A 17087-nucleotide genomic window follows, 5' to 3' on the forward strand; every position below is an offset into this window, starting at 1 on the left:
TGAGCGCCCCAATGGGCGCCCGACCGAACTCCGTAGGACCATGGCCGCATGCTCTTCGCCCGCCTCGCCCGCGTGTCGCAAGAGGTCGCCGCCACCTCGGCCCGGTCCCGGAAGACCGCTCTGCTCGCCGACCTGTTCCGGGACGCCGAGGCGGCGGACGTACCGATCGTCATCCCCTACCTCGCCGGCCGCCTCCCTCAGGGCCGCCTCGGCATCGGCTGGAAGGTCCTGAACCAGCACGTCCCGCCCGCCGGCGACCCCACCCTCACCGTGCGCGAGGTGGACGCCCGGCTGACGGCGATCGGCGCTGTCACCGGCACCGGTTCGCAAGCCGAACGCAAGCGCCGGGTGGGCGAGTTGCTGGCGGCGGCAACCGCCGACGAGCAGCGCTTCCTCTTCGGGCTGCTCACCGGCGAGGTCCGGCAGGGCGCTCTGGACGCGCTGGCCGTGGAGGGACTGGCCGGCGCCACCGGCGCGCCCGCCGCCGACGTACGCCGGGCGGTGATGCTCGCCGGTTCGCTGCAGACCGTGGCCCAGGCCCTGCTGACTGAGGGGCCGTCGGCCCTCGAAGGGTTCCGGCTCACCGTCGGGCGGCCCGTTCTGCCGATGCTGGCGCACAGCGCGTCGTCCGTCGCGGAGGGTGTGGCGAAGCTCGGCGCGTGCGCGGTCGAGGAGAAGCTGGACGGCATCCGGGTCCAGGTCCACCGCGACGGCGACGCCGTACGCCTGTACACCCGCACTCTGGACGACATCACCGATCGTCTGCCCGAACTCACCCACGCCGCATCGGAGCTGCGGGGAGAGCGCTTCATCCTCGACGGCGAGGTGATCGCGTTCGACGAGGACGGGCGGCCGCGTTCCTTCCAGGAGACGGCGGGGCGGGTCGGCTCCCGGCTGGACGTGGCGACGGCGGCCGAGCAGGTGCCCGTCTCCCCCGTGTTCTTCGACGCGCTCTCGGTGGATGGTCGGGACCTCCTCGACCTGCCCTTCACCGACCGGCACGCCGTACTGGCCCGTCTCGTCCCGGAGCCGATGCGGGTCCGCCGCGCCCTCGTGCACGGACCCGACGACCTCGCCGAGGCCGAGGCGTTCCTCGCCGACACGCTCGCCCGGGGCCACGAGGGCGTCGTCCTGAAAGCCCTCGACGCCCCCTACAGGGCGGGGCGGCGTGGCGCCTCCTGGCTGAAGGTCAAGCCCGTGCACACCCTCGATCTGGTGGTTCTGGCCGCCGAGTGGGGCCACGGCCGCCGCGCGGGCAAGCTCTCCAACCTCCATCTCGGCGCCCGCACCGCCGACGGCTCCTTCGCCATGCTCGGCAAGACCTTCAAGGGCATGACCGACGCCCTGCTGACCTGGCAGACGGAACGACTGAGCGACCTGGCCGTGGAGAAGCAGGGCTGGGGCGTGACCGTACGCCCCGAACTCGTCGTCGAGATCGCCTACGACGGCCTCCAGCGCTCCACCCGCTATCCGGCCGGCGTCACCCTCCGCTTCGCCCGCGTGATCCGCTATCGCGAGGACAAGTCCCCGGCACAGGCCGATACGGTCGAAACCCTGCTCGCCGCACACCCCGAGGTGACACGTTGACCACACCCAAGCGCAGTGCCGGTCTGCTGCTCCACCGCCGCACCGAGCATGGCGTCGAGGTCCTGCTCGGCCATATGGGCGGCCCGTTCTTCGCGCACAAGGACGCGGGGGCCTGGAGCGTGCCCAAGGGCGAGTACGAGCCGGACGAGCCCGCCTGGGAGGCGGCCCGCCGGGAGTTCCAGGAGGAGCTGGGACTGGCGCCGCCCGACGGGGAGGCCGTACCGCTGGGCGAGGTGCGGCAGGCGAACGGCAAGCTCGTCACGGCCTGGGCGATCGAGGCGGATCTCGACCCGGCGACCGTCGTGCCGGGAACCTTCCGCATGGAGTGGCCGCCGAGGTCGGGGCGGATCCAGGAGTTCCCGGAGCTGGACCGGGTGGAGTGGCTGGGCCTGGAGCGGGCTCGGGCGGTGATCGTGCCGGCGCAGGCCGCGTTTCTCGACCGTCTCACGGAGCACTCGGGCTGAGCCCGCGTTGCGGTGCCCACCACGGCGCGGGAAGGTCGAAGTGCACCGTCCCTCAGGAGGCCAGCCATGCCCATCGCCACGGTGAACCCGGCGAACGGCGAGACACTCAAGACGTACGACGCCCTGGGCGAGGAGGAGATCGAGCGCCGCCTGGCGACCGCGGACTCCACGTTCCGTTCGTACCGGACCACGTCCTTCGCGGAACGGGCTCGTCTGCTGCACAGGGCCGCCGACCTCCTCGACGAGGACGCGGAGGACGTCGCCCGGGTGATGACGACCGAGATGGGCAAGCCGGTCGCACAGGCCCGCGCGGAGGCCTCCAAGTGCGCGAAGGCGATGCGCTGGTACGCCGACCACGCCGAGGTGCTGCTCACCGACGTGGAGCCCTCCGACGCGGACGTGAAGGACTCGGGCGCCTCCCGCGTCCTGGTCCGCTACCGCCCGCTCGGCCCGGTGCTCGCCGTGATGCCGTGGAACTTCCCGCTCTGGCAGGTCGTCCGCTTCGCCGCGCCCGCCCTGATGGCCGGCAACGTGGGCCTGCTCAAACACGCCTCCAACGTCCCGCAGACCGCGCTCTACCTGGAGGACCTCTTCCGCCGGGCGGGCTTCCCCGAGGGCTGCTTCCAAACCCTGCTCATCGGCTCCCGCGCGGTCGAGGACGTCCTGCGCGACCCGCGTGTGAAGGCCGCCACCCTCACCGGCAGCGAACCCGCCGGCCGGGCCGTCGCCTCGGTCGCCGGGGACGAGATCAAGAAGACGGTCCTGGAACTGGGCGGCAGCGACCCCTACGTCGTCCTCCCGTCCGCCGACCTCGACCGGGCTGCGAAGGTCGCCGTGACGGCCCGGGCGCAGAACACCGGCCAGTCGTGCATCGCCGCCAAGCGGTTCATCGTGCACGCCGACGTGTACGACGCCTTCGCCGAACGCTTCGTGGCGGGCATGAACGCGCTGAAGGTCGGCGACCCACTGGAGGAGGACACCGAGGTCGGTCCGCTCTCCAGCGAGCAGGGCCGCGAGGACCTCGAGGAGCTGGTCGACGAGGCCGTGGAGAGCGGCGCGACCGTCCTGTGCGGCGGCGAGCGCCCCGACGGGCCCGGCTGGTACTACCCGCCGACCGTCCTCGCCGACATCACCCCGGAGATGCGCATCCACCGTGAGGAGACCTTCGGACCGGTCGCCACGCTCTACCGGGTCGCCGACCTCGACGAAGCGATCGCGATCGCCAACGACACGCCCTTCGGGCTCAGCTCCAACGTCTGGACGCGGGACGCCGCCGAGGTCGACCGCTTCGTCCGGGACCTCGACGTCGGCGCGGTCTACGTCAACGGGATGACCGCCTCCCACCCGGCGTTCCCGTTCGGCGGGGTCAAACGGTCCGGATACGGGCGTGAGCTGTCCGGACACGGAATCCGCGAGTTCTGCAACATCACCACCGTATGGCACGGGGCGTGAGCGTTCCGCAGCTAACATCCCCGTTGTGAACCGCGAAGTGACTCTGCCTCTGATCGTCGACGACCGCGGGACCTTGCAGGTGTCTGCGGCCGATGTGAGCAAGCTGCTGCGGACGGTAGGCGGACGGTGGCTGCACCTGGTGGAGGCGGGTGCGGAGCTCGACGAGGACACGGTGGCCGCGCTGACGATCGAGCTGGCGAAGCTGGCGGACCGGATCGACGTGGCGTGCATCGCGCACAGCAGCGGAGCCGCCTCCGGCTGAAGGCCGGTTCGCCCCAGCGCCATGGAGCTGCCGTCGGGCGCGACCGCGGGTGCGCCGTGGCTTGTCGCGCAGTTCCCCGCGCCCCTTTCAGGGGCGCGCCAGTGTGGTCCAGAACATCGACTCGTAGCTCTGCAGGAGTCGGCCGTAGCCGTTGGCCGCCTCCTCGTCGATCCGCCCGGTATCCAACCCTGCCTGTACCGCCGACCTCGCCCTCTCCTCCAGTTCCGGTGACGGTTCGGCGAAGAAGTCGAAGAAGGCGCGGGCCTGGTCGGTGAAGCCGTGGTGGTCGCGGAGCGCCTTCGAGATCGTCGCGCAGTAGCCGCCCCAGGACGAGAAGTTGGCGCTCAGGGCGAGCACCACGTCGGCCGGGGCCGCGCCCAGGGCCAGACGGGCGACGTACGACGGGTAGGCCTGACAGCCTGGTAGAGGCTCGTACGACGCGGCCCGTCCCGCATCCACCCCGCACGCCTCGGCGTACGCCCCGAGCGCCTCCGCCGCCACGGCCTCCCCCTCCGCGAGCATCTCGAAGAAGGGGGCGCTCGCCGGTTCCTCGGTTGCCGACCGCTCGGCCAGATGGCTGAAGGAGCGCAGGTCGGCGGCGATGACGAGCCGCTGTTCCAGCGCGAGCACGGCGAGGGTGTCGAGCCCGGCCGCACCGGAGGCGATCAGGGGCAGCAGGGGGTTGGCCCCGGGATCCGGGGCGAGCCGCGCGGTCGTCGCTTCCAGCAGTTCTCCGGCCGTGCGCCTCATCGACCACTCCCGTCGGTCCACGTGTTGTCGCTGGTGACCCACGCCCTGTTCAGGGGCGGCTCCGCCGCGGGCGCGAGCGACCACGCCGCTCCCGCGGCCCGCATCGCACGACACCCCACGGCGTCACCGGATCGGCATCCCCGACAAGGTCCGAGCGATCACCAGCCGCTGCACCTCACTCGTACCCTCGAAAATGGTGTAGATCGCGGCGTCACGGTGCATCCGCTCGACCGGGTACTCCCGCGTGTACCCGTTGCCGCCCAGGATCTGGATCGCCTGCGCGGTCACCTTCTTCGCCGTCTCGCTCGCGAACAGCTTCGACTGGGACCCCTCGGCCGCGGTGAACTGCTTGCCGTTGATCGCCATCCAGGACGCCCGCCACACCAGCAGCCGCGCCGCGTCGACGGAGGTCCTCATGTCCGCGAGCTGGAAGGCGACACCCTGGTTGTCGATGATGGGCCGCCCGAACTGCTCACGGCTCTTGGCATAGTCGAGGGCCACCTCGTACGCGGCACGGGCGGTGCCCACGGCCATGGCGCCCACGGCCGGGCGGGACGCCTCGAAGGTGGCCATCGCCGCGTTCTTCACCCGCTCGCCCCCGGCCTTCGCCCGCTCGCGGGCCCGCGCCAGGCGCTCGTCGAGCTTCTCCTTGCCGCCGAGGAGGCAGGAGCCGGGGACGCGGACGTCCTCCAGGACGACCTCGGCGGTGTGGGAGGCGCGGATGCCGTGCTTCTTGAACTTCTGGCCCTGGGACAGGCCGGGCGTGTTCGGCGGGACGATGAAGGACGCGTGCCCCTTGGAGCCGAGCTCGGGGTCGACCACGGCGACGACGACATGGACGTTGGCTATGCCGCCGTTGGTCGCCCAGGTCTTGGTGCCGTTGAGGATCCACTCGTCCTTGGCCTCGTCGTACACCGCGCGGGTGCGCATGGAGGCCACGTCGGATCCGGCGTCGGGTTCGGAGGAGCAGAACGCGGCGACCTTGACGTCGTTGGCGTCGCCGTACATCTGGGGGATCCAGGTGCCGATCTGCTCCTCGGTGCCGTTGGCGAGGACGCCCACGGCGGCCAGCCCGGTGCCGACGATGGACAGGGCGATGCCCGCGTCGCCCCAGAACAGCTCCTCCATGGCCATGGGGATGCCGAGACCGGTGGGATCGAAGTACTGCTGGGCGTAGAAGTCCAGGGAGTAGATGCCGACCTTGGCGGCCTCCTGGATCACCGGCCAGGGGGTCTCCTCGCGCTCGTCCCACTCGGCGGCCGCGGGGCGGATCACATCGGCGGCGAATCCGTGGAGCCAGTCGCGGACCTCTCGCTGTTCCTCGTTGAGTTCCATCGTGAACTCGGCCATGACACGCCTCCAGCACTGCACTAAGATGTTACCTACGGTAACTCGAGTCTGTTACTGGTCGGTAGTAAAAGTCAACTCCCGCGTCGTGCTCGGTAGCCCGTTCGATCGGGACGTGCCAATCAGTGCTAGTTTGCGCAGGGCGTCACCGTCATCAGTATTTGGGGGAAGACTCATGGACACCACGCAGCGGACCGACCAGGAACGGTCCACCGACCGCCGTCGGCGCGAGCTGCTGGAGGCCGCGGACCGAGTCGTGCTCCGCGACGGCCCCGGAGCGTCGATGAACGCCATCGCCGCCGAGGCCGGCATCACCAAGCCGATCCTGTACCGCCACTTCGGCGACAAGGGCGGACTCTACGCCGCCCTCGCCCAGCGCCACACCGACGCCCTCCTCGACTCCTTGCGGGCCGCTCTGGACGCGCCGGCCGAGCGCCGCGAACGCGTCGAGGCCACCCTGGACACCTATCTGGCGGCCATCGAGGCCCGCCCTCAGGTGTACCGCTTTCTCATGCATCCCGCCGAGGGCGGCCAGCCCGGCGACCAGGGCTTCGACGTCGGCAAGCACTCCGCCCCCCTGCTGCGCCGCATGGGCGAAGAGCTCGGCACCGTCATAGAGGACCGCCTCGACCTCGGCCCCGACAGCCGCCAACTGGCACGTGTCTGGGGCCACGGCATCGTGGGCATGATGCACGCCGCGGGCGACTGGTGGCTCGGCGAACGCCCCCTCACTAGGTCCGAGTTGGTCCGCAGCCTCGCGGACCTGCTCTGGGGCCGCCTGGCAGCGGCGGGCGACAAGGTGGGCGGCCCGGGTTTCTAGGGTTCCTTCAGGGTGCAGTCGGTGATCAGCGCACCTGCAAGGGGCGCGGGGCTGTATCGATACGCGGCTTCCGCCGCGTGGGCGCGTTCCACCGCGTGGGCGCGAGAAGCCCCCACCGGACCCGCGCCCGCCGACGAGCTCATGCCCCCCACGACGCCCTCGCGGCTTTCCTCATCACCCGAGAACGCCGCCACCCCGACAGCCGGTCCACATACACCCGGCCCTCAAGGTGATCGCACTCGTGCTGCAGGCACCGCGCGAAGAACCCGCTCCCCCGCACCCGCACCCGGTCCCCGTCGACCGTGAACCCCTCCACCACGGCCTCGTCGTACCGCTCCACCCCCGCCTCCAGCCCCGGCAACGACAGACACCCCTCCGGCCCTCGGAGCACAATCCCTTCCGCCGCCACCAGCCGCGGGTTCACCACATGACCCACATGGCGCACATCCTCGTCGTCCGGACAGTCGTACACGAACACCCGAAGCCCCTGGCCCACCTGGTTCGCGGCGAGCCCCACCCCCCGCGCGTCGTACATCGTCGCGAACATGTCCTCCACGAGCCGCACCAGTTCGGGCCCGAACCGCGTCACCTCTTCACAAGGCGCGTGCAATCCGGGGTCCCCGAGCAGTGTCATGGGGAGAACGCGCCCTCGGGCGCCGGGAATCGAGCCGCTTCGCATGGCCGCAAGAGTACGTTCGGACCCGATATCGCCGGTCCGGACCCTGCTACGGGCCCGTCGGGATTCGGGCGCGTGAGTGGATCTCGATAGGCTTTGGTCCACACGTAGCCGGGACTGGGCGCGGCGCCGTACGCAAGGAGGATCGAGAACTGATGGCAGGCAACTCGGACCCGCTCACGCCGCGGGCCAAGCTGGCCGTGACGGCGGGCAAGGCGGTCGCGGCGGCATCGCGTGCCGCAGGACGCGGTAGCGGATCTGTGATCGGCGGCCGGGTGGCACTGAAACTCGACCCCGACCTCCTCGCCCGGCTCGCTCAGAGCCTGGACGTCGTCCTGGTCTCCGCCACCAACGGCAAGACCACCACGACCCGGCTGATCGCCGAGGCACTGCGGGCCGCGGGCCCCGTCGTCTCCAACGCGCTCGGCGCCAACATGCCCGCGGGCATCACCTCGGCACTCGCCGGGAACTCGGACGCGAAGTTCGCGGTCATCGAGGTGGACGAGAAGTACCTGGCCGGTGTCGCCCGCGACACCGACCCCAAGTGCATCGCGCTGCTCAACCTCTCCCGTGACCAGCTCGACCGTGCCGCCGAGACCCGCATGATGGCGGAGGCGTGGCGGGAGGGCCTGGCCGGCACCAAGGCCGTCGTCGTGGCCAACTGCGACGACCCGCTGATCGTGTGGGCGGCCTCGTCGTCACCGAACGTGGTCTGGGTCGCGGTCGGCCAGATGTGGAAGGACGACGCCTGGTCCTGCCCGTCCTGCGGTGGCGTGATGCAGCGGCCCGGCGACGACTGGTTCTGCGGCGAGTGCGGTTTCCGCCGCCCCACGCCGAGTTGGGCGCTCTCCGGCGACCACGTCCTCGACCCGCACGGGTCGGCCTGGCCGATCCACCTCCAGCTCCCGGGCCGCGCCAACAAGGCCAACGCCGCCTCCTCGGCCGCCACCGCCGCCGTCTTCGGTGTACCCCCGCAGGTCGCCCTGGAACGCATGTACCAGGTGCAGGCAGTGGCCGGACGGTACGACGTGGTGCAGTTCATGCAGCGTGACCTGCGGCTGCTGCTCGCCAAGAACCCGGCGGGCTGGCTGGAGACGTTCTCGCTGATCGACCCGCCGCCGTCACCGGTGATCCTGTCGGTGAACGCGCGCGGCGCCGACGGCACCGACACCTCCTGGCTGTGGGACGTCGACTACACGCGGCTGACCGGCCACCCGATCTTCGTGCTCGGTGACCGCAAGCTCGACCTCGCCGTACGCCTCGAAGTGGCGAACCAGCACTTCCAGGTCTGCGACACCCTCGACCAGGCGGTGCAGATGTGCCCGCCGGGCCGGATCGAGGTCATCGCCAACTACACCGCGTTCCAGGACCTGCGCCGCCGCGTGGGCAACTGAGCACCCGACCACGAACGACTCTGAGGGGCACTGACTTCATGAGCGACAACAGCCTGCGGGTCGTCTGGGTCTACCCGGACCTGCTCAGCACCTACGGCGACCAGGGCAACGTCCTCGTCGTGGAACGCCGGGCGCGGCAGCGCGGCCTGGACGTGGCGCGCCTGGACGTCCGCAGCGACCAGCCGATCCCGACCTCCGGCGACATCTATCTGATCGGCGGCGGCGAGGACCGTCCGCAGCGGCTCGCCGCCGAGCGCCTGCGTCGGGACGGGCATCTGTACCAGGCGGTGAACAACGGCGCGATCGTCTTCGCGGTCTGCGCCGGCTACCAGATCCTCGGCCACGAGTTCGTCAACGACCTCGGCCAGCGCGAGCCCGGTCTCGGGCTGCTCGACGTGACCACGACCCGCGGTGAGGGCGAGCGGTGCGTCGGCGACGTCCTCGCGGACATCGACCCGCGCCTGGGTCTGCCCCAGCTGACCGGGTTCGAGAACCACCAGGGCGTCACCCACCTCGGTCCGACCGCCCGCCCGTTCGCGAACGTGCGGCTCGGCAAGGGCAACGGCACGGGCGACGGCACGGAGGGCGCGTACAACGACACCGTGTTCGGCACCTACATGCACGGGCCCGTGCTCGCGCGCAACCCGCAGATCGCCGACCTGCTGCTGAAGCTGGCGCTCGACGTGAACGCGCTCCCGCCGACCGACGACCGCTGGTTCGAGGCGCTGCGCAACGAGCGGATCTCCGCGGCGACGCAGCCCGCGTAACACGGCCCGTCCGGCGGGCGGAGGAGCCTGAGAAACGGTTCCTCAGTGCCCGTACGAAAGCCCATCCTAGGAGGCCTTCGCTCACGTGTGAAAGCCCGTCTGACCAGGTCTCCGCTCACCTGTGCGGGGCCGTCCAGCAGGCGGACGCCCGCTACGGCCCCGCCCCCTGCCGCCGGTAGGGTGGCGGGGATTCCAGCCGGACAACGCGGTCCGGTCCCCGGCCCACGTTGAGAAGGTATTCGGGCTATGCGCATTGGTGTCCTCACGTCCGGCGGCGACTGTCCCGGGCTGAACGCCGTCATCCGGTCCGTCGTGCACCGCGCCGTCGTCGACCACGGCGACGAGGTCATCGGCTTCCGGGACGGCTGGAAAGGTCTCCTGGACTGCGACTACATCAAGCTCGACCTGGACGCGGTGGCGGGCATCCTGGCCCGCGGCGGCACGATCCTCGGTTCCTCCCGGGTCCAGCCCTCGCATCTGCGGGACGGCGTGGCACGGGCCAAGGGCCATGTCGAGGAACTGGGCCTCGACGCGATCATCCCCATCGGCGGTGAGGGCACGCTCAAGGCGGCCCGTCTGATGTCGGACAACGGCCTGCCGATCGTGGGTGTGCCGAAGACCATCGACAACGACATCGCCGTCACGGACGTCACGTTCGGCTTCGACACGGCCGTCGGTGTCGCCACCGAGGCCCTGGACCGGCTGAAGACCACCGCCGAGTCCCATCAGCGGGTCCTGGTCGTGGAGGTCATGGGCCGCCACACCGGTTGGATCGCGCTCCACTCCGGTATGGCGGCCGGCGCGCACGCCATCGTCGTCCCCGAACGGCCCTTCGACATAGAGGAGTTGACCGCGAAGGTCGCCGAGCGGTTCTCGGCGGGCAAGCGGTTCGCGATCGTGGTGGCGGCGGAGGGGGCGAAGCCGCGCGCCGGTTCCATGGACTTCGATGAGGGCGGCAAGGACATCTACGGGCACGAGAGGTTCGCCGGGATCGCGCGGCAGCTCTCGGTCGAGCTGGAGCTGCGCCTGGGCAAGGAGGCACGGCCGGTGATCCTGGGGCATGTCCAGCGCGGTGGTACGCCGACCGCGTACGACCGGGTGTTGGCGACCCGGTTCGGGTGGCACGCGGTGGAGGCCGTGCACCGGGGGGAGTTCGGTCGGATGACCGCGCTGCGGGGAACCGACATCGTGATGGTGCCGCTGGCCGAGGCGGTGGAGACGTTGAAGACGGTGCCTTCGGAGCGGTACGCCGAGGCGGAGTGCGTGCTTTGAGTTCCGACTAGGAGCTCGGTTCAGCAGGTGGTTCGTCGGCTGCGTGCGGTTCGTGGCTTGTCGCGCGGTTCCCCGCGCCCCTGAAGGGGCGCGCTGCTCTGCCCCCGGTCGTAGCGGCGGCCGGGGGCGGTTCTAGTCTTGGGGCGGACGTACAGCGCTCAACCCCCACGAAACAGGAGCCGGCGGATGGATCACAGCGGGCACGGTATGGGGCTTTTGCCCTTCACCCTCGGGCGGGGGCTCGCCTGGTCGGCCGATCCCTTCTTTCTCGTCGCCTGCCTGCTGGGGCTGGCCCTGTACGGCTGGGGCGTCGTGCGGCTGGTGCGGCGGGGAGACACCTGGTCGGCGGGCCGGACCGTCGCGTTCGTGGTCGGTGTGCTGCTCGTGATGCTGGTCACGTGTACGGGGCTGAACGACTACGGCATGGTCATGTTCAGCGTGCACATGGTGCAGCACATGGTGATCAGCATGCTGGCGCCCATCATGTTGCTGCTCGGTGCGCCGATCACGCTGGCGCTGCGGGCGCTGCCGGTGGCGGGCAAGGGGCGCAAGGGGCCGCGTGAGCTGCTGCTGATGTTCCTGCACAGTTGGTACATGAAGATCGTGACGCATCCGGCGTTCACGATCCCGATGTTCATCGCGAGCCTGTACGGGCTGTACTTCACACCGTTGTTCGACTTCCTGATGGGGTCGACCCCGGGTCACATCGTGATGATGACCCACTTCCTGATGGTCGGGCTGTTCTTCTTCTGGCCGATCATGGGCGTGGACCCGGGGCCTCACCGGCCCGGCTATCTGATGCGGATGCTGGAGCTGTTCGCGGGCATGCCGTTCCACGCGTTCTTCGGCATCGCGCTGATGATGGCGTCCTCGCCGATGGTGAAGACGTACGAGAACCCGCCCGCCTCCCTCGGTATCGACGCGCTCGCCGACCAGAACGCGGCCGGCGGCATCGCCTGGGCGTTCAGCGAGATCCCCTCGGTGCTGGTGCTGCTGGCGCTGCTCTTCCAGTGGTACGGCTCCGAGCAGCGCCAGGCCCGACGCAAGGACCGCGCGGCCGACCGGGACGGCGACCAGGAGCTCGAGGCGTACAACGCCTATCTGGCCTCACTCAACGCACGCGGTCGATGAGCCCCATTCATGTGTCGCGCCCCCGTTCTTTCTTTGGTCACGGGAGAGGACTCCTCCTTTTTCCCTTGCCCGAGAGGCTTTGCCTTTCAGTAGCATGATGCGTGAGCCCCGCTTCCGCTCTGCGGGGTGACGGGGGAAACCGCCGGGGGGAGCGGTCTTGACCATTCACGCATGCTTGCGAACGTGTTTACGAAAATCGGGAAAATCAGCTGCCCGCCGGATCGCCGTCCTGCTGGTGGGCGTCGCCATTCTGAGCGGATGCGGCGACTCCGCTCCTTCGATCCTCGCCGTGAAGGCGGTGGCAGCGGGGGTGCCGTCCCTCGCGCCCTTCTTCGACGAGGGCGAACGGCTGGGCCGGGACGAACCCGCCCTCACGTCCCTGGAGCCGCACAGCGGTCTGCAGCAGGGCAACGCTCCCGGACTGTACGGGGGCACACAGAAGCCGAAGGTCTGTGACGTCCGCAAGCTCGAATATTTCCTCACCGCTCCCGAGAACGAGCAAAAGGCTCAGGAATGGGCGCGGATCGTCGGTATCAAGGTCGAGGGCATCGGTGATTATCTCGACGCGCTCACTCCCGTTCTCCTGCGCCACGACACCCTGGTGAAGAACCACGACTACAAGAACGGCGAGGCCGTCCCCTTCGACGCGCTACTGGAAGCCGGTATCGCCGTATTGGTCGACGACCAGGGTTTGCCCGCTGTGAAGTGCAGCTGCGGAAATCCCCTGCGCGCGTTCGACGAGGACCCCACACGCATCAAGGTGGATTTCGCCGGCGGCAACGACCGGTGGAAGGGCTACACCGAGTCCGCGATCGTCGTGGTCAGGCCCGCGCCCGCGCAGTTGAGGGAGATCAGGCTCGTCGATGTCGAGGACCCGGAGCAGGGCATCAGCCGGGCGGTCGGCACCACGGGCGAGTCCGACACGACCTTCGACACCCGTGCGCGGCAGGCTGTACCGAAGGTGCGAGGGATGACCTTCGCGCAGGCCAGCGCTGCCATGGCGGACAAGGGCCTGGCGGTGACGGTCGCCGGGGACGAGATGCCACCGGGGGACGCGCCGGTGACCGGGTCGAGCCCCGGGCCGGGTGCGCGGTTGGTGTTCGGCACGGCGGTGGCGCTGCACATGGACTGGCCGGGGGCGTCGTCCGGCACGAGCACGGAGGATCCTGGGGCGGGGACCGGGTCCGGGTCCGGGCCGGGGCCCGGCTCTAGCTCCGGCTCTGGATCCGGCTCTGGTTTCGGATCCGGGGCGGACTCCGGCTCGACGGGATCGGGGGACGATTCGACTGGCCCATCGGAGACGGACGGTTCGTCGTCTGGCGGTTCGTCGTCTGGCGGCTCTTCGCCGGACGGCTCCTCGTCAGACGGCTCCTCGTCAGGCCGCGGGTCGACGCCGACGGACAAGGACACGACACCATCCGGCGGGGGCTCCACTCCGACGGACGACAGGTCGTCACCGACGGACTCGAGTTCTCCCACATCGACGGGCGGCACATCACTGGCACCGTCGCCGTCCAAAACCTCGAGGGAGCCGTCCCCGAGCCTCACCACCCCCACCCTTCCCTCGACACCGCCCAGCCCCTCCAGGTCGAGCCTGCCGTCGCCCCCTCCCGGCCCCGGCCCCAGCAGCCCGCCGGAGGACAACGACCCGCCCACCGAGACCCCGACGAGACACGATCCCCATCCCGGTCCGCCCAGCGATTCGTCGCCCCACGAACAGCACGCATGGATCTGACGGCTCTGATGGATCTGAACCCGGGGAGTGATCGATGCAGCCAGGAGCACCGCATTCGGGAGTCGGCCGCGTCATCGCCGATCGCTATCTCCTGCTGAACCGTCTGGGCAGCGGCGGCATGGGCCATGTCTGGCTGGCGCACGACCGGCAACTGGACTGCGAGGTCGCGCTGAAGGAGATCGTGTTCCGCGGTCCGGGCGAGGCCGAACAGGAGCGCACGGCCCGCGTGGCCCGCGCCCGCGCCGAGGCCCGGCACGCCGCCGGGCTCCGCGCCCACCCGAACGTGGTCACCGTGCACGACGTCCTGGAGCACGACGAACTGCCGTGGATCGTCATGGAGTACGTACCGGGCGCCCTCGATCTGAAGGCCCTCGTCGCGCAGCGCGGCACCCTCGCGCCCGCCGAGTGCGCCCGCATCGGGCTCGCCGTGCTGGACGCGCTGACCGCCGGGCACGAGCGCGGCATCATGCACCGGGACGTCAAACCGGCCAACATCCTGCTCGCCCCGGACCGCACCGGATCGCCGTACGCGCGCGTGCTGCTCACCGACTACGGCATCTCCGTGCAGCCCGACACCCAGGAAACCCGGTACACCCGTACCCACATGCTCGTCGGGACGGCCGGCTATCTGGCGCCCGAGCGAGCCCATGGCTGGCCGCCGACCGCCGCGTCCGACCTGTTCTCGCTCGGCTGCACGCTGTACTGCGCCGTCGAGGGGTACGGGCCCTTCGCCCGGGACTCGGAGATCGCGTCGCTCACCGCTGTCGTCCTGGAGGAGCCGCGCCCCATGGTGCGGGCGGGTGCGCTGGAGCCGGTGCTGGCCGCCATGCTCGCCAAGGACCCCGTGCACCGGATCACCGCCGCCGAGACCGAGGCCGCACTCTCCGCGATCGTCACGCCCCAGGCCCATCCCCGCACCGAGCCCGACCTGGGCTCGCAGCCGCAGTGGGCCAACCAGCCCACGCACACGGCGGAGCCGGAGATCCTCGCCTCCCAGGTACCGCACGAGACACCGTGGTACGCGCCGGAGAGTCCTGCCGGGTGGCCGGCCTCCCCGGGCCGGGGCCCGGGGGCTTCTCCCCGCCCCGCCGCCACGGCACGGCACCGGTTCCACCGGAGCAAGGCCCTGCTCGCCGGGGTGGCGACCACTCTGGCGCTGACCCTGTTGGTGGGCGGGGCCTGGTACGCGATGGGGACGCTGGGCGGTGGCGGCAGCGGTGGGACGGGCGACAGCAGCCGCCCGTACGGCGAGCAGGTCGGTCTGACCGAGCCGCTCAGGGACGGCGACTGCGTCGACGTCACCTGGCCGGGCACCCCGTTCACCGAGGCGCCACAGCTCCGGCTGGTGCCCCGGTGCTCGGGCCGTACGATGGACGGGCAGGTGATGACCACCTACGAGGCGTCCTCGGCCGAGGACGCCCGAACAGGTGGGGCGGACCGGTGCGAGCAGCTCACGCAGGAGGCCCGTGAGAAGCTCGTGGACATCCGTGCCCAAGCCGTCGTACCGACCGACGACGGCTTCGACGCCGCCGGGCACCGAGTCGCCTGCCTGCTGCTGGGGCAGCGCCGCCCGGTGTACGGACCGATCGGCTCGTACCGCCGGCCGGGGACCACGATCCTCGAGGACACGGCGACGATGCAGAAGCAGGACTGCCTCGACCCCCTCTCCCCCAACCGGATCCGGCTGGTCTCCTGCCAGGACCGCCACCGCCACAAGGTGCTCGGTTTCCACCGGATGGGCCCCGGGGTCACGTACGACAGGGCACAGGACGAGGCGGACGCCGCCTGTGCGGAGCACGTACGGCCGCAGGACTACGGCTACGAGCCCGCCGTCACCGCCTCCGACTTCTGGATCAGCGAGGACGGCTGGAAAAAGGGCGCACATTACGTCGTCTGCACCGTCATTTCCGCCAGTGGGGGCACCATGGAGGGAGAAGAAGCCTGAGGAAGGGTGTTGCGATGCCCGGTTCGACGAAGGCCATGGGGGTGCTCACCCTCGGTGGGCTGGTCGTGGTGACGGCCTACACGGTGGCGCTCGGCAGCAACGGCTGGCTGTGGTTCGGATGGGTCGTCCTGGGTCTGCTGACGCTGGGGATGGTGGCGTCACGCACCTGAGGCTCACATCTGGTGATCCTCAGGCTCGGGGTATTCCACCGTCCGGGTGTACGCCCGGCTGGTATTTCGGCAGCCGGGCGGTGATCTTCATGCCCGCGCCGACCGCGGTCTCGATGACGAGGCCGTGGTCGTCGCCATACACCTGGCGCAGCCGCTCGTCGACGTTGCTGAGGCCGATGCCGCCCGAGGGGCTGGTCTCACCGGCGAGGATGCGGCGGAGCACCGCGGGGTCCATGCCCACGCCGTCGTCCTCGATGACGACGAGGGCCTCGGCACCCGCGTCCTGAGCGGTGATGCTGATGTGGCTCTTGCCGGCGGCGGTCACGGTCCGGCCTTCGAGGCCGTGCTTCACCGCGTTCTCCACCAGGGGCTGGAGGCACAGGAAGGGCAGGGTGACCGGCAGGACCTCGGGGGCTATCTGCAGCGTGACCGAGAGACGGTCGCCGAAGCGGGCCCGGACCAGCGCCAGGTAGTGGTCTATGGCGTGGAGTTCGTCGGCAAGGGTGGTGAAGTCGCCGTGCTTGCGGAACGAGTAGCGGGTGAAGTCAGCGAATTCCAGGAGGAGTTCGCGTGCACGCTCGGGGTCGGTGCGAACGAACGAGGCGATCACCGCGAGCGAGTTGAAGATGAAGTGCGGGGAGATCTGGGCGCGCAGCGCCTTGATCTCGGCCTCTATCAGCCGGGTGCGTGACTGGTCGAGATCGGCCAGTTCGAGCTGGACGGAGACCCAGCGGGCGACCTCCCCGGCGGCCCGGACGAGGACGGCGGACTCGCGGGGCGCGCAGGCCACGAGCGCGCCGTGGACCCGGTCGTCGACGGTGAGGGGGGCGACGACCGCCCAGCGCACGGGGCAGTCGAGGATGTCACAGGTCAGCCGGAAGGCCTCACCCCGGCCTGTATCCAGGGGCCCGGCCAGCCGGCCCATGATCTCCGCGCGGTGGTGCTCCGCCACGCCTTCCCAGGCGAGGACCGACTCGTGGTCGGTGAGGCAGAGCGCGTCCGTGCCGAGCAGGGTGCGCAGCCGTTTGGCGGATCTGCGGGCGGTCTCCTCGGTGAGGCCCGCGCGCAGCGGGGGTGCGGCGAGGGTCGCGGTGTGGAGGGTCTGGAACGTGGCGTGTTCGACGGGTGTGCCCAGCCCGCCGAGGCTGTCGCGTGGCCGGGCCGTACGCCGGCCGAGCCAGAACCCGGCCGCGAGCAGCGGGAGCACGGCCACCAAGAACCCCGCGAGGAACCCACTCGACTCAGCGCTCATCACTCACCTCCCCCATGTGCCGCACCGGCGGCATCTCCTGCAAGTGGTACACCGCTCGCCGCC

16 protein-coding genes are annotated in these 17087 nt (G+C 70.5%); 12 read left to right on the plus strand and 4 right to left on the minus strand.

Annotated elements, in window-relative coordinates; translation table 11 throughout:
* Positions 1-48: 48 nt before the first annotated feature.
* The 4 genes from ACFY9I_RS06765 (at position 49) to ACFY9I_RS06780 (ending at position 3765) form a co-directional block, all read left to right on the plus strand.
* Positions 49-1587, plus strand: a complete 1539-nt coding sequence (locus ACFY9I_RS06765) for an ATP-dependent DNA ligase (RefSeq protein ID WP_390997576.1) — start codon at positions 49-51, stop codon at positions 1585-1587.
* Positions 1584-2051, plus strand: coding sequence for an NUDIX domain-containing protein (locus ACFY9I_RS06770; RefSeq protein WP_390997579.1), 468 nt, complete (start codon positions 1584-1586; stop codon positions 2049-2051). The genes ACFY9I_RS06765 and ACFY9I_RS06770 overlap by 4 nt, the downstream gene beginning before the upstream one ends.
* 66 nt (positions 2052-2117) lie before the next feature.
* A complete protein-coding gene (locus ACFY9I_RS06775; RefSeq protein ID WP_390997581.1) occupies positions 2118-3503 on the plus strand; it encodes an NADP-dependent succinic semialdehyde dehydrogenase in 1386 nt (461 codons plus the stop codon).
* A gap of 25 nt (positions 3504-3528) precedes the next feature.
* The gene (locus tag ACFY9I_RS06780) at positions 3529-3765 is read left to right on the plus strand and encodes a DUF6213 family protein (RefSeq protein WP_390997584.1); all 237 of its coding nucleotides are present in this window, start codon (positions 3529-3531) and stop codon (positions 3763-3765) included.
* Between the two features lie 87 nt (positions 3766-3852).
* Here the strand turns inward: ACFY9I_RS06780 and ACFY9I_RS06785 are convergent, their stop codons facing one another.
* Both ACFY9I_RS06785 and ACFY9I_RS06790 read right to left on the minus strand, forming a co-directional pair.
* Entirely contained in the window at positions 3853-4515 is a 663-nt protein-coding gene (locus ACFY9I_RS06785; protein ID WP_390997586.1) for a transcriptional regulator, read from the minus strand.
* Between the two features lie 123 nt (positions 4516-4638).
* Positions 4639-5865, minus strand: coding sequence for an acyl-CoA dehydrogenase family protein (locus ACFY9I_RS06790; RefSeq protein WP_390997589.1), 1227 nt, complete (start codon positions 5863-5865; stop codon positions 4639-4641).
* 172 nt (positions 5866-6037) lie between these two features.
* On the opposite strand from ACFY9I_RS06790, the gene ACFY9I_RS06795 reads away from it, so the two are divergent.
* A complete protein-coding gene (locus ACFY9I_RS06795; protein WP_390997591.1) occupies positions 6038-6682 on the plus strand; it encodes a TetR family transcriptional regulator in 645 nt (214 codons plus the stop codon).
* 139 nt (positions 6683-6821) lie between these two features.
* On the opposite strand, the gene def is transcribed toward ACFY9I_RS06795, so the two are convergent.
* On the minus strand, positions 6822-7361 hold the full coding sequence (def, locus tag ACFY9I_RS06800; RefSeq protein WP_390997594.1) for a peptide deformylase: 540 nt from the start codon (positions 7359-7361) through the stop codon (positions 6822-6824).
* 152 nt (positions 7362-7513) lie between these two features.
* On the opposite strand from def, the gene ACFY9I_RS06805 reads away from it, so the two are divergent.
* From ACFY9I_RS06805 to ACFY9I_RS06835, 7 genes are all read left to right on the plus strand, one after another.
* Complete coding sequence (locus ACFY9I_RS06805; protein WP_390997597.1) at positions 7514-8752, plus strand: MurT ligase domain-containing protein; 1239 nt, start codon at positions 7514-7516, stop codon at positions 8750-8752.
* Positions 8753-8790: 38 nt separating this feature from the next.
* Entirely contained in the window at positions 8791-9519 is a 729-nt protein-coding gene (locus ACFY9I_RS06810) for a type 1 glutamine amidotransferase (RefSeq protein WP_390997600.1), read from the plus strand.
* A 246-nt stretch (positions 9520-9765) separates the two neighbouring features.
* A complete protein-coding gene (locus ACFY9I_RS06815) occupies positions 9766-10791 on the plus strand; it encodes an ATP-dependent 6-phosphofructokinase (protein ID WP_390997602.1) in 1026 nt (341 codons plus the stop codon).
* A 186-nt stretch (positions 10792-10977) separates the two neighbouring features.
* Entirely contained in the window at positions 10978-11922 is a 945-nt protein-coding gene (locus ACFY9I_RS06820) for a cytochrome c oxidase assembly protein (protein ID WP_390997605.1), read from the plus strand.
* Between the two features lie 157 nt (positions 11923-12079).
* Positions 12080-13657: a DUF6777 domain-containing protein gene (locus ACFY9I_RS06825; RefSeq protein WP_390997608.1), complete on the plus strand. Its 1578-nt coding sequence runs from the start codon at positions 12080-12082 to the stop codon at positions 13655-13657.
* A gap of 34 nt (positions 13658-13691) precedes the next feature.
* A complete protein-coding gene (locus ACFY9I_RS06830) occupies positions 13692-15602 on the plus strand; it encodes a protein kinase (RefSeq protein ID WP_390997611.1) in 1911 nt (636 codons plus the stop codon).
* Between the two features lie 14 nt (positions 15603-15616).
* Positions 15617-15772: a hypothetical protein gene (locus ACFY9I_RS06835; RefSeq protein WP_390997614.1), complete on the plus strand. Its 156-nt coding sequence runs from the start codon at positions 15617-15619 to the stop codon at positions 15770-15772.
* A gap of 19 nt (positions 15773-15791) precedes the next feature.
* Here ACFY9I_RS06835 and ACFY9I_RS06840 read toward each other — a convergent pair whose 3' ends face one another.
* Entirely contained in the window at positions 15792-17024 is a 1233-nt protein-coding gene (locus tag ACFY9I_RS06840; RefSeq protein WP_390997617.1) for a histidine kinase, read from the minus strand.
* Positions 17025-17087 lie beyond the last annotated feature (63 nt).

Source organism: Streptomyces sp. NPDC012510, from assembly GCF_042955065.1.
Classification (GTDB): domain Bacteria; phylum Actinomycetota; class Actinomycetes; order Streptomycetales; family Streptomycetaceae; genus Streptomyces.

Excerpts from the sequence above, each read along its gene's own strand:
- ACFY9I_RS06765 (WP_390997576.1), top strand. The coding sequence starts at position 49 with ATGCTCTTCGCCCGCCTCGCCCGCGTGTCGCAAGAGGTCGCCGCCACC.
- ACFY9I_RS06775 (WP_390997581.1), top strand. The coding sequence starts at position 2,118 with ATGCCCATCGCCACGGTGAACCCGGCGAACGGCGAGACACTCAAGACG.
- ACFY9I_RS06785 (WP_390997586.1), bottom strand. The coding sequence starts at position 4,515 with ATGAGGCGCACGGCCGGAGAACTGCTGGAAGCGACGACCGCGCGGCTC.
- ACFY9I_RS06790 (WP_390997589.1), bottom strand. The coding sequence starts at position 5,865 with ATGGCCGAGTTCACGATGGAACTCAACGAGGAACAGCGAGAGGTCCGC.
- ACFY9I_RS06795 (WP_390997591.1), top strand. The coding sequence starts at position 6,038 with ATGGACACCACGCAGCGGACCGACCAGGAACGGTCCACCGACCGCCGT.
- def (WP_390997594.1), bottom strand. The coding sequence starts at position 7,361 with ATGCGAAGCGGCTCGATTCCCGGCGCCCGAGGGCGCGTTCTCCCCATG.
- ACFY9I_RS06805 (WP_390997597.1), top strand. The coding sequence starts at position 7,514 with ATGGCAGGCAACTCGGACCCGCTCACGCCGCGGGCCAAGCTGGCCGTG.
- ACFY9I_RS06810 (WP_390997600.1), top strand. The coding sequence starts at position 8,791 with ATGAGCGACAACAGCCTGCGGGTCGTCTGGGTCTACCCGGACCTGCTC.
- ACFY9I_RS06815 (WP_390997602.1), top strand. The coding sequence starts at position 9,766 with ATGCGCATTGGTGTCCTCACGTCCGGCGGCGACTGTCCCGGGCTGAAC.
- ACFY9I_RS06820 (WP_390997605.1), top strand. The coding sequence starts at position 10,978 with ATGGATCACAGCGGGCACGGTATGGGGCTTTTGCCCTTCACCCTCGGG.
- ACFY9I_RS06830 (WP_390997611.1), top strand. The coding sequence starts at position 13,692 with ATGCAGCCAGGAGCACCGCATTCGGGAGTCGGCCGCGTCATCGCCGAT.
- ACFY9I_RS06835 (WP_390997614.1), top strand. The coding sequence starts at position 15,617 with ATGCCCGGTTCGACGAAGGCCATGGGGGTGCTCACCCTCGGTGGGCTG.
- ACFY9I_RS06840 (WP_390997617.1), bottom strand. The coding sequence starts at position 17,024 with ATGAGCGCTGAGTCGAGTGGGTTCCTCGCGGGGTTCTTGGTGGCCGTG.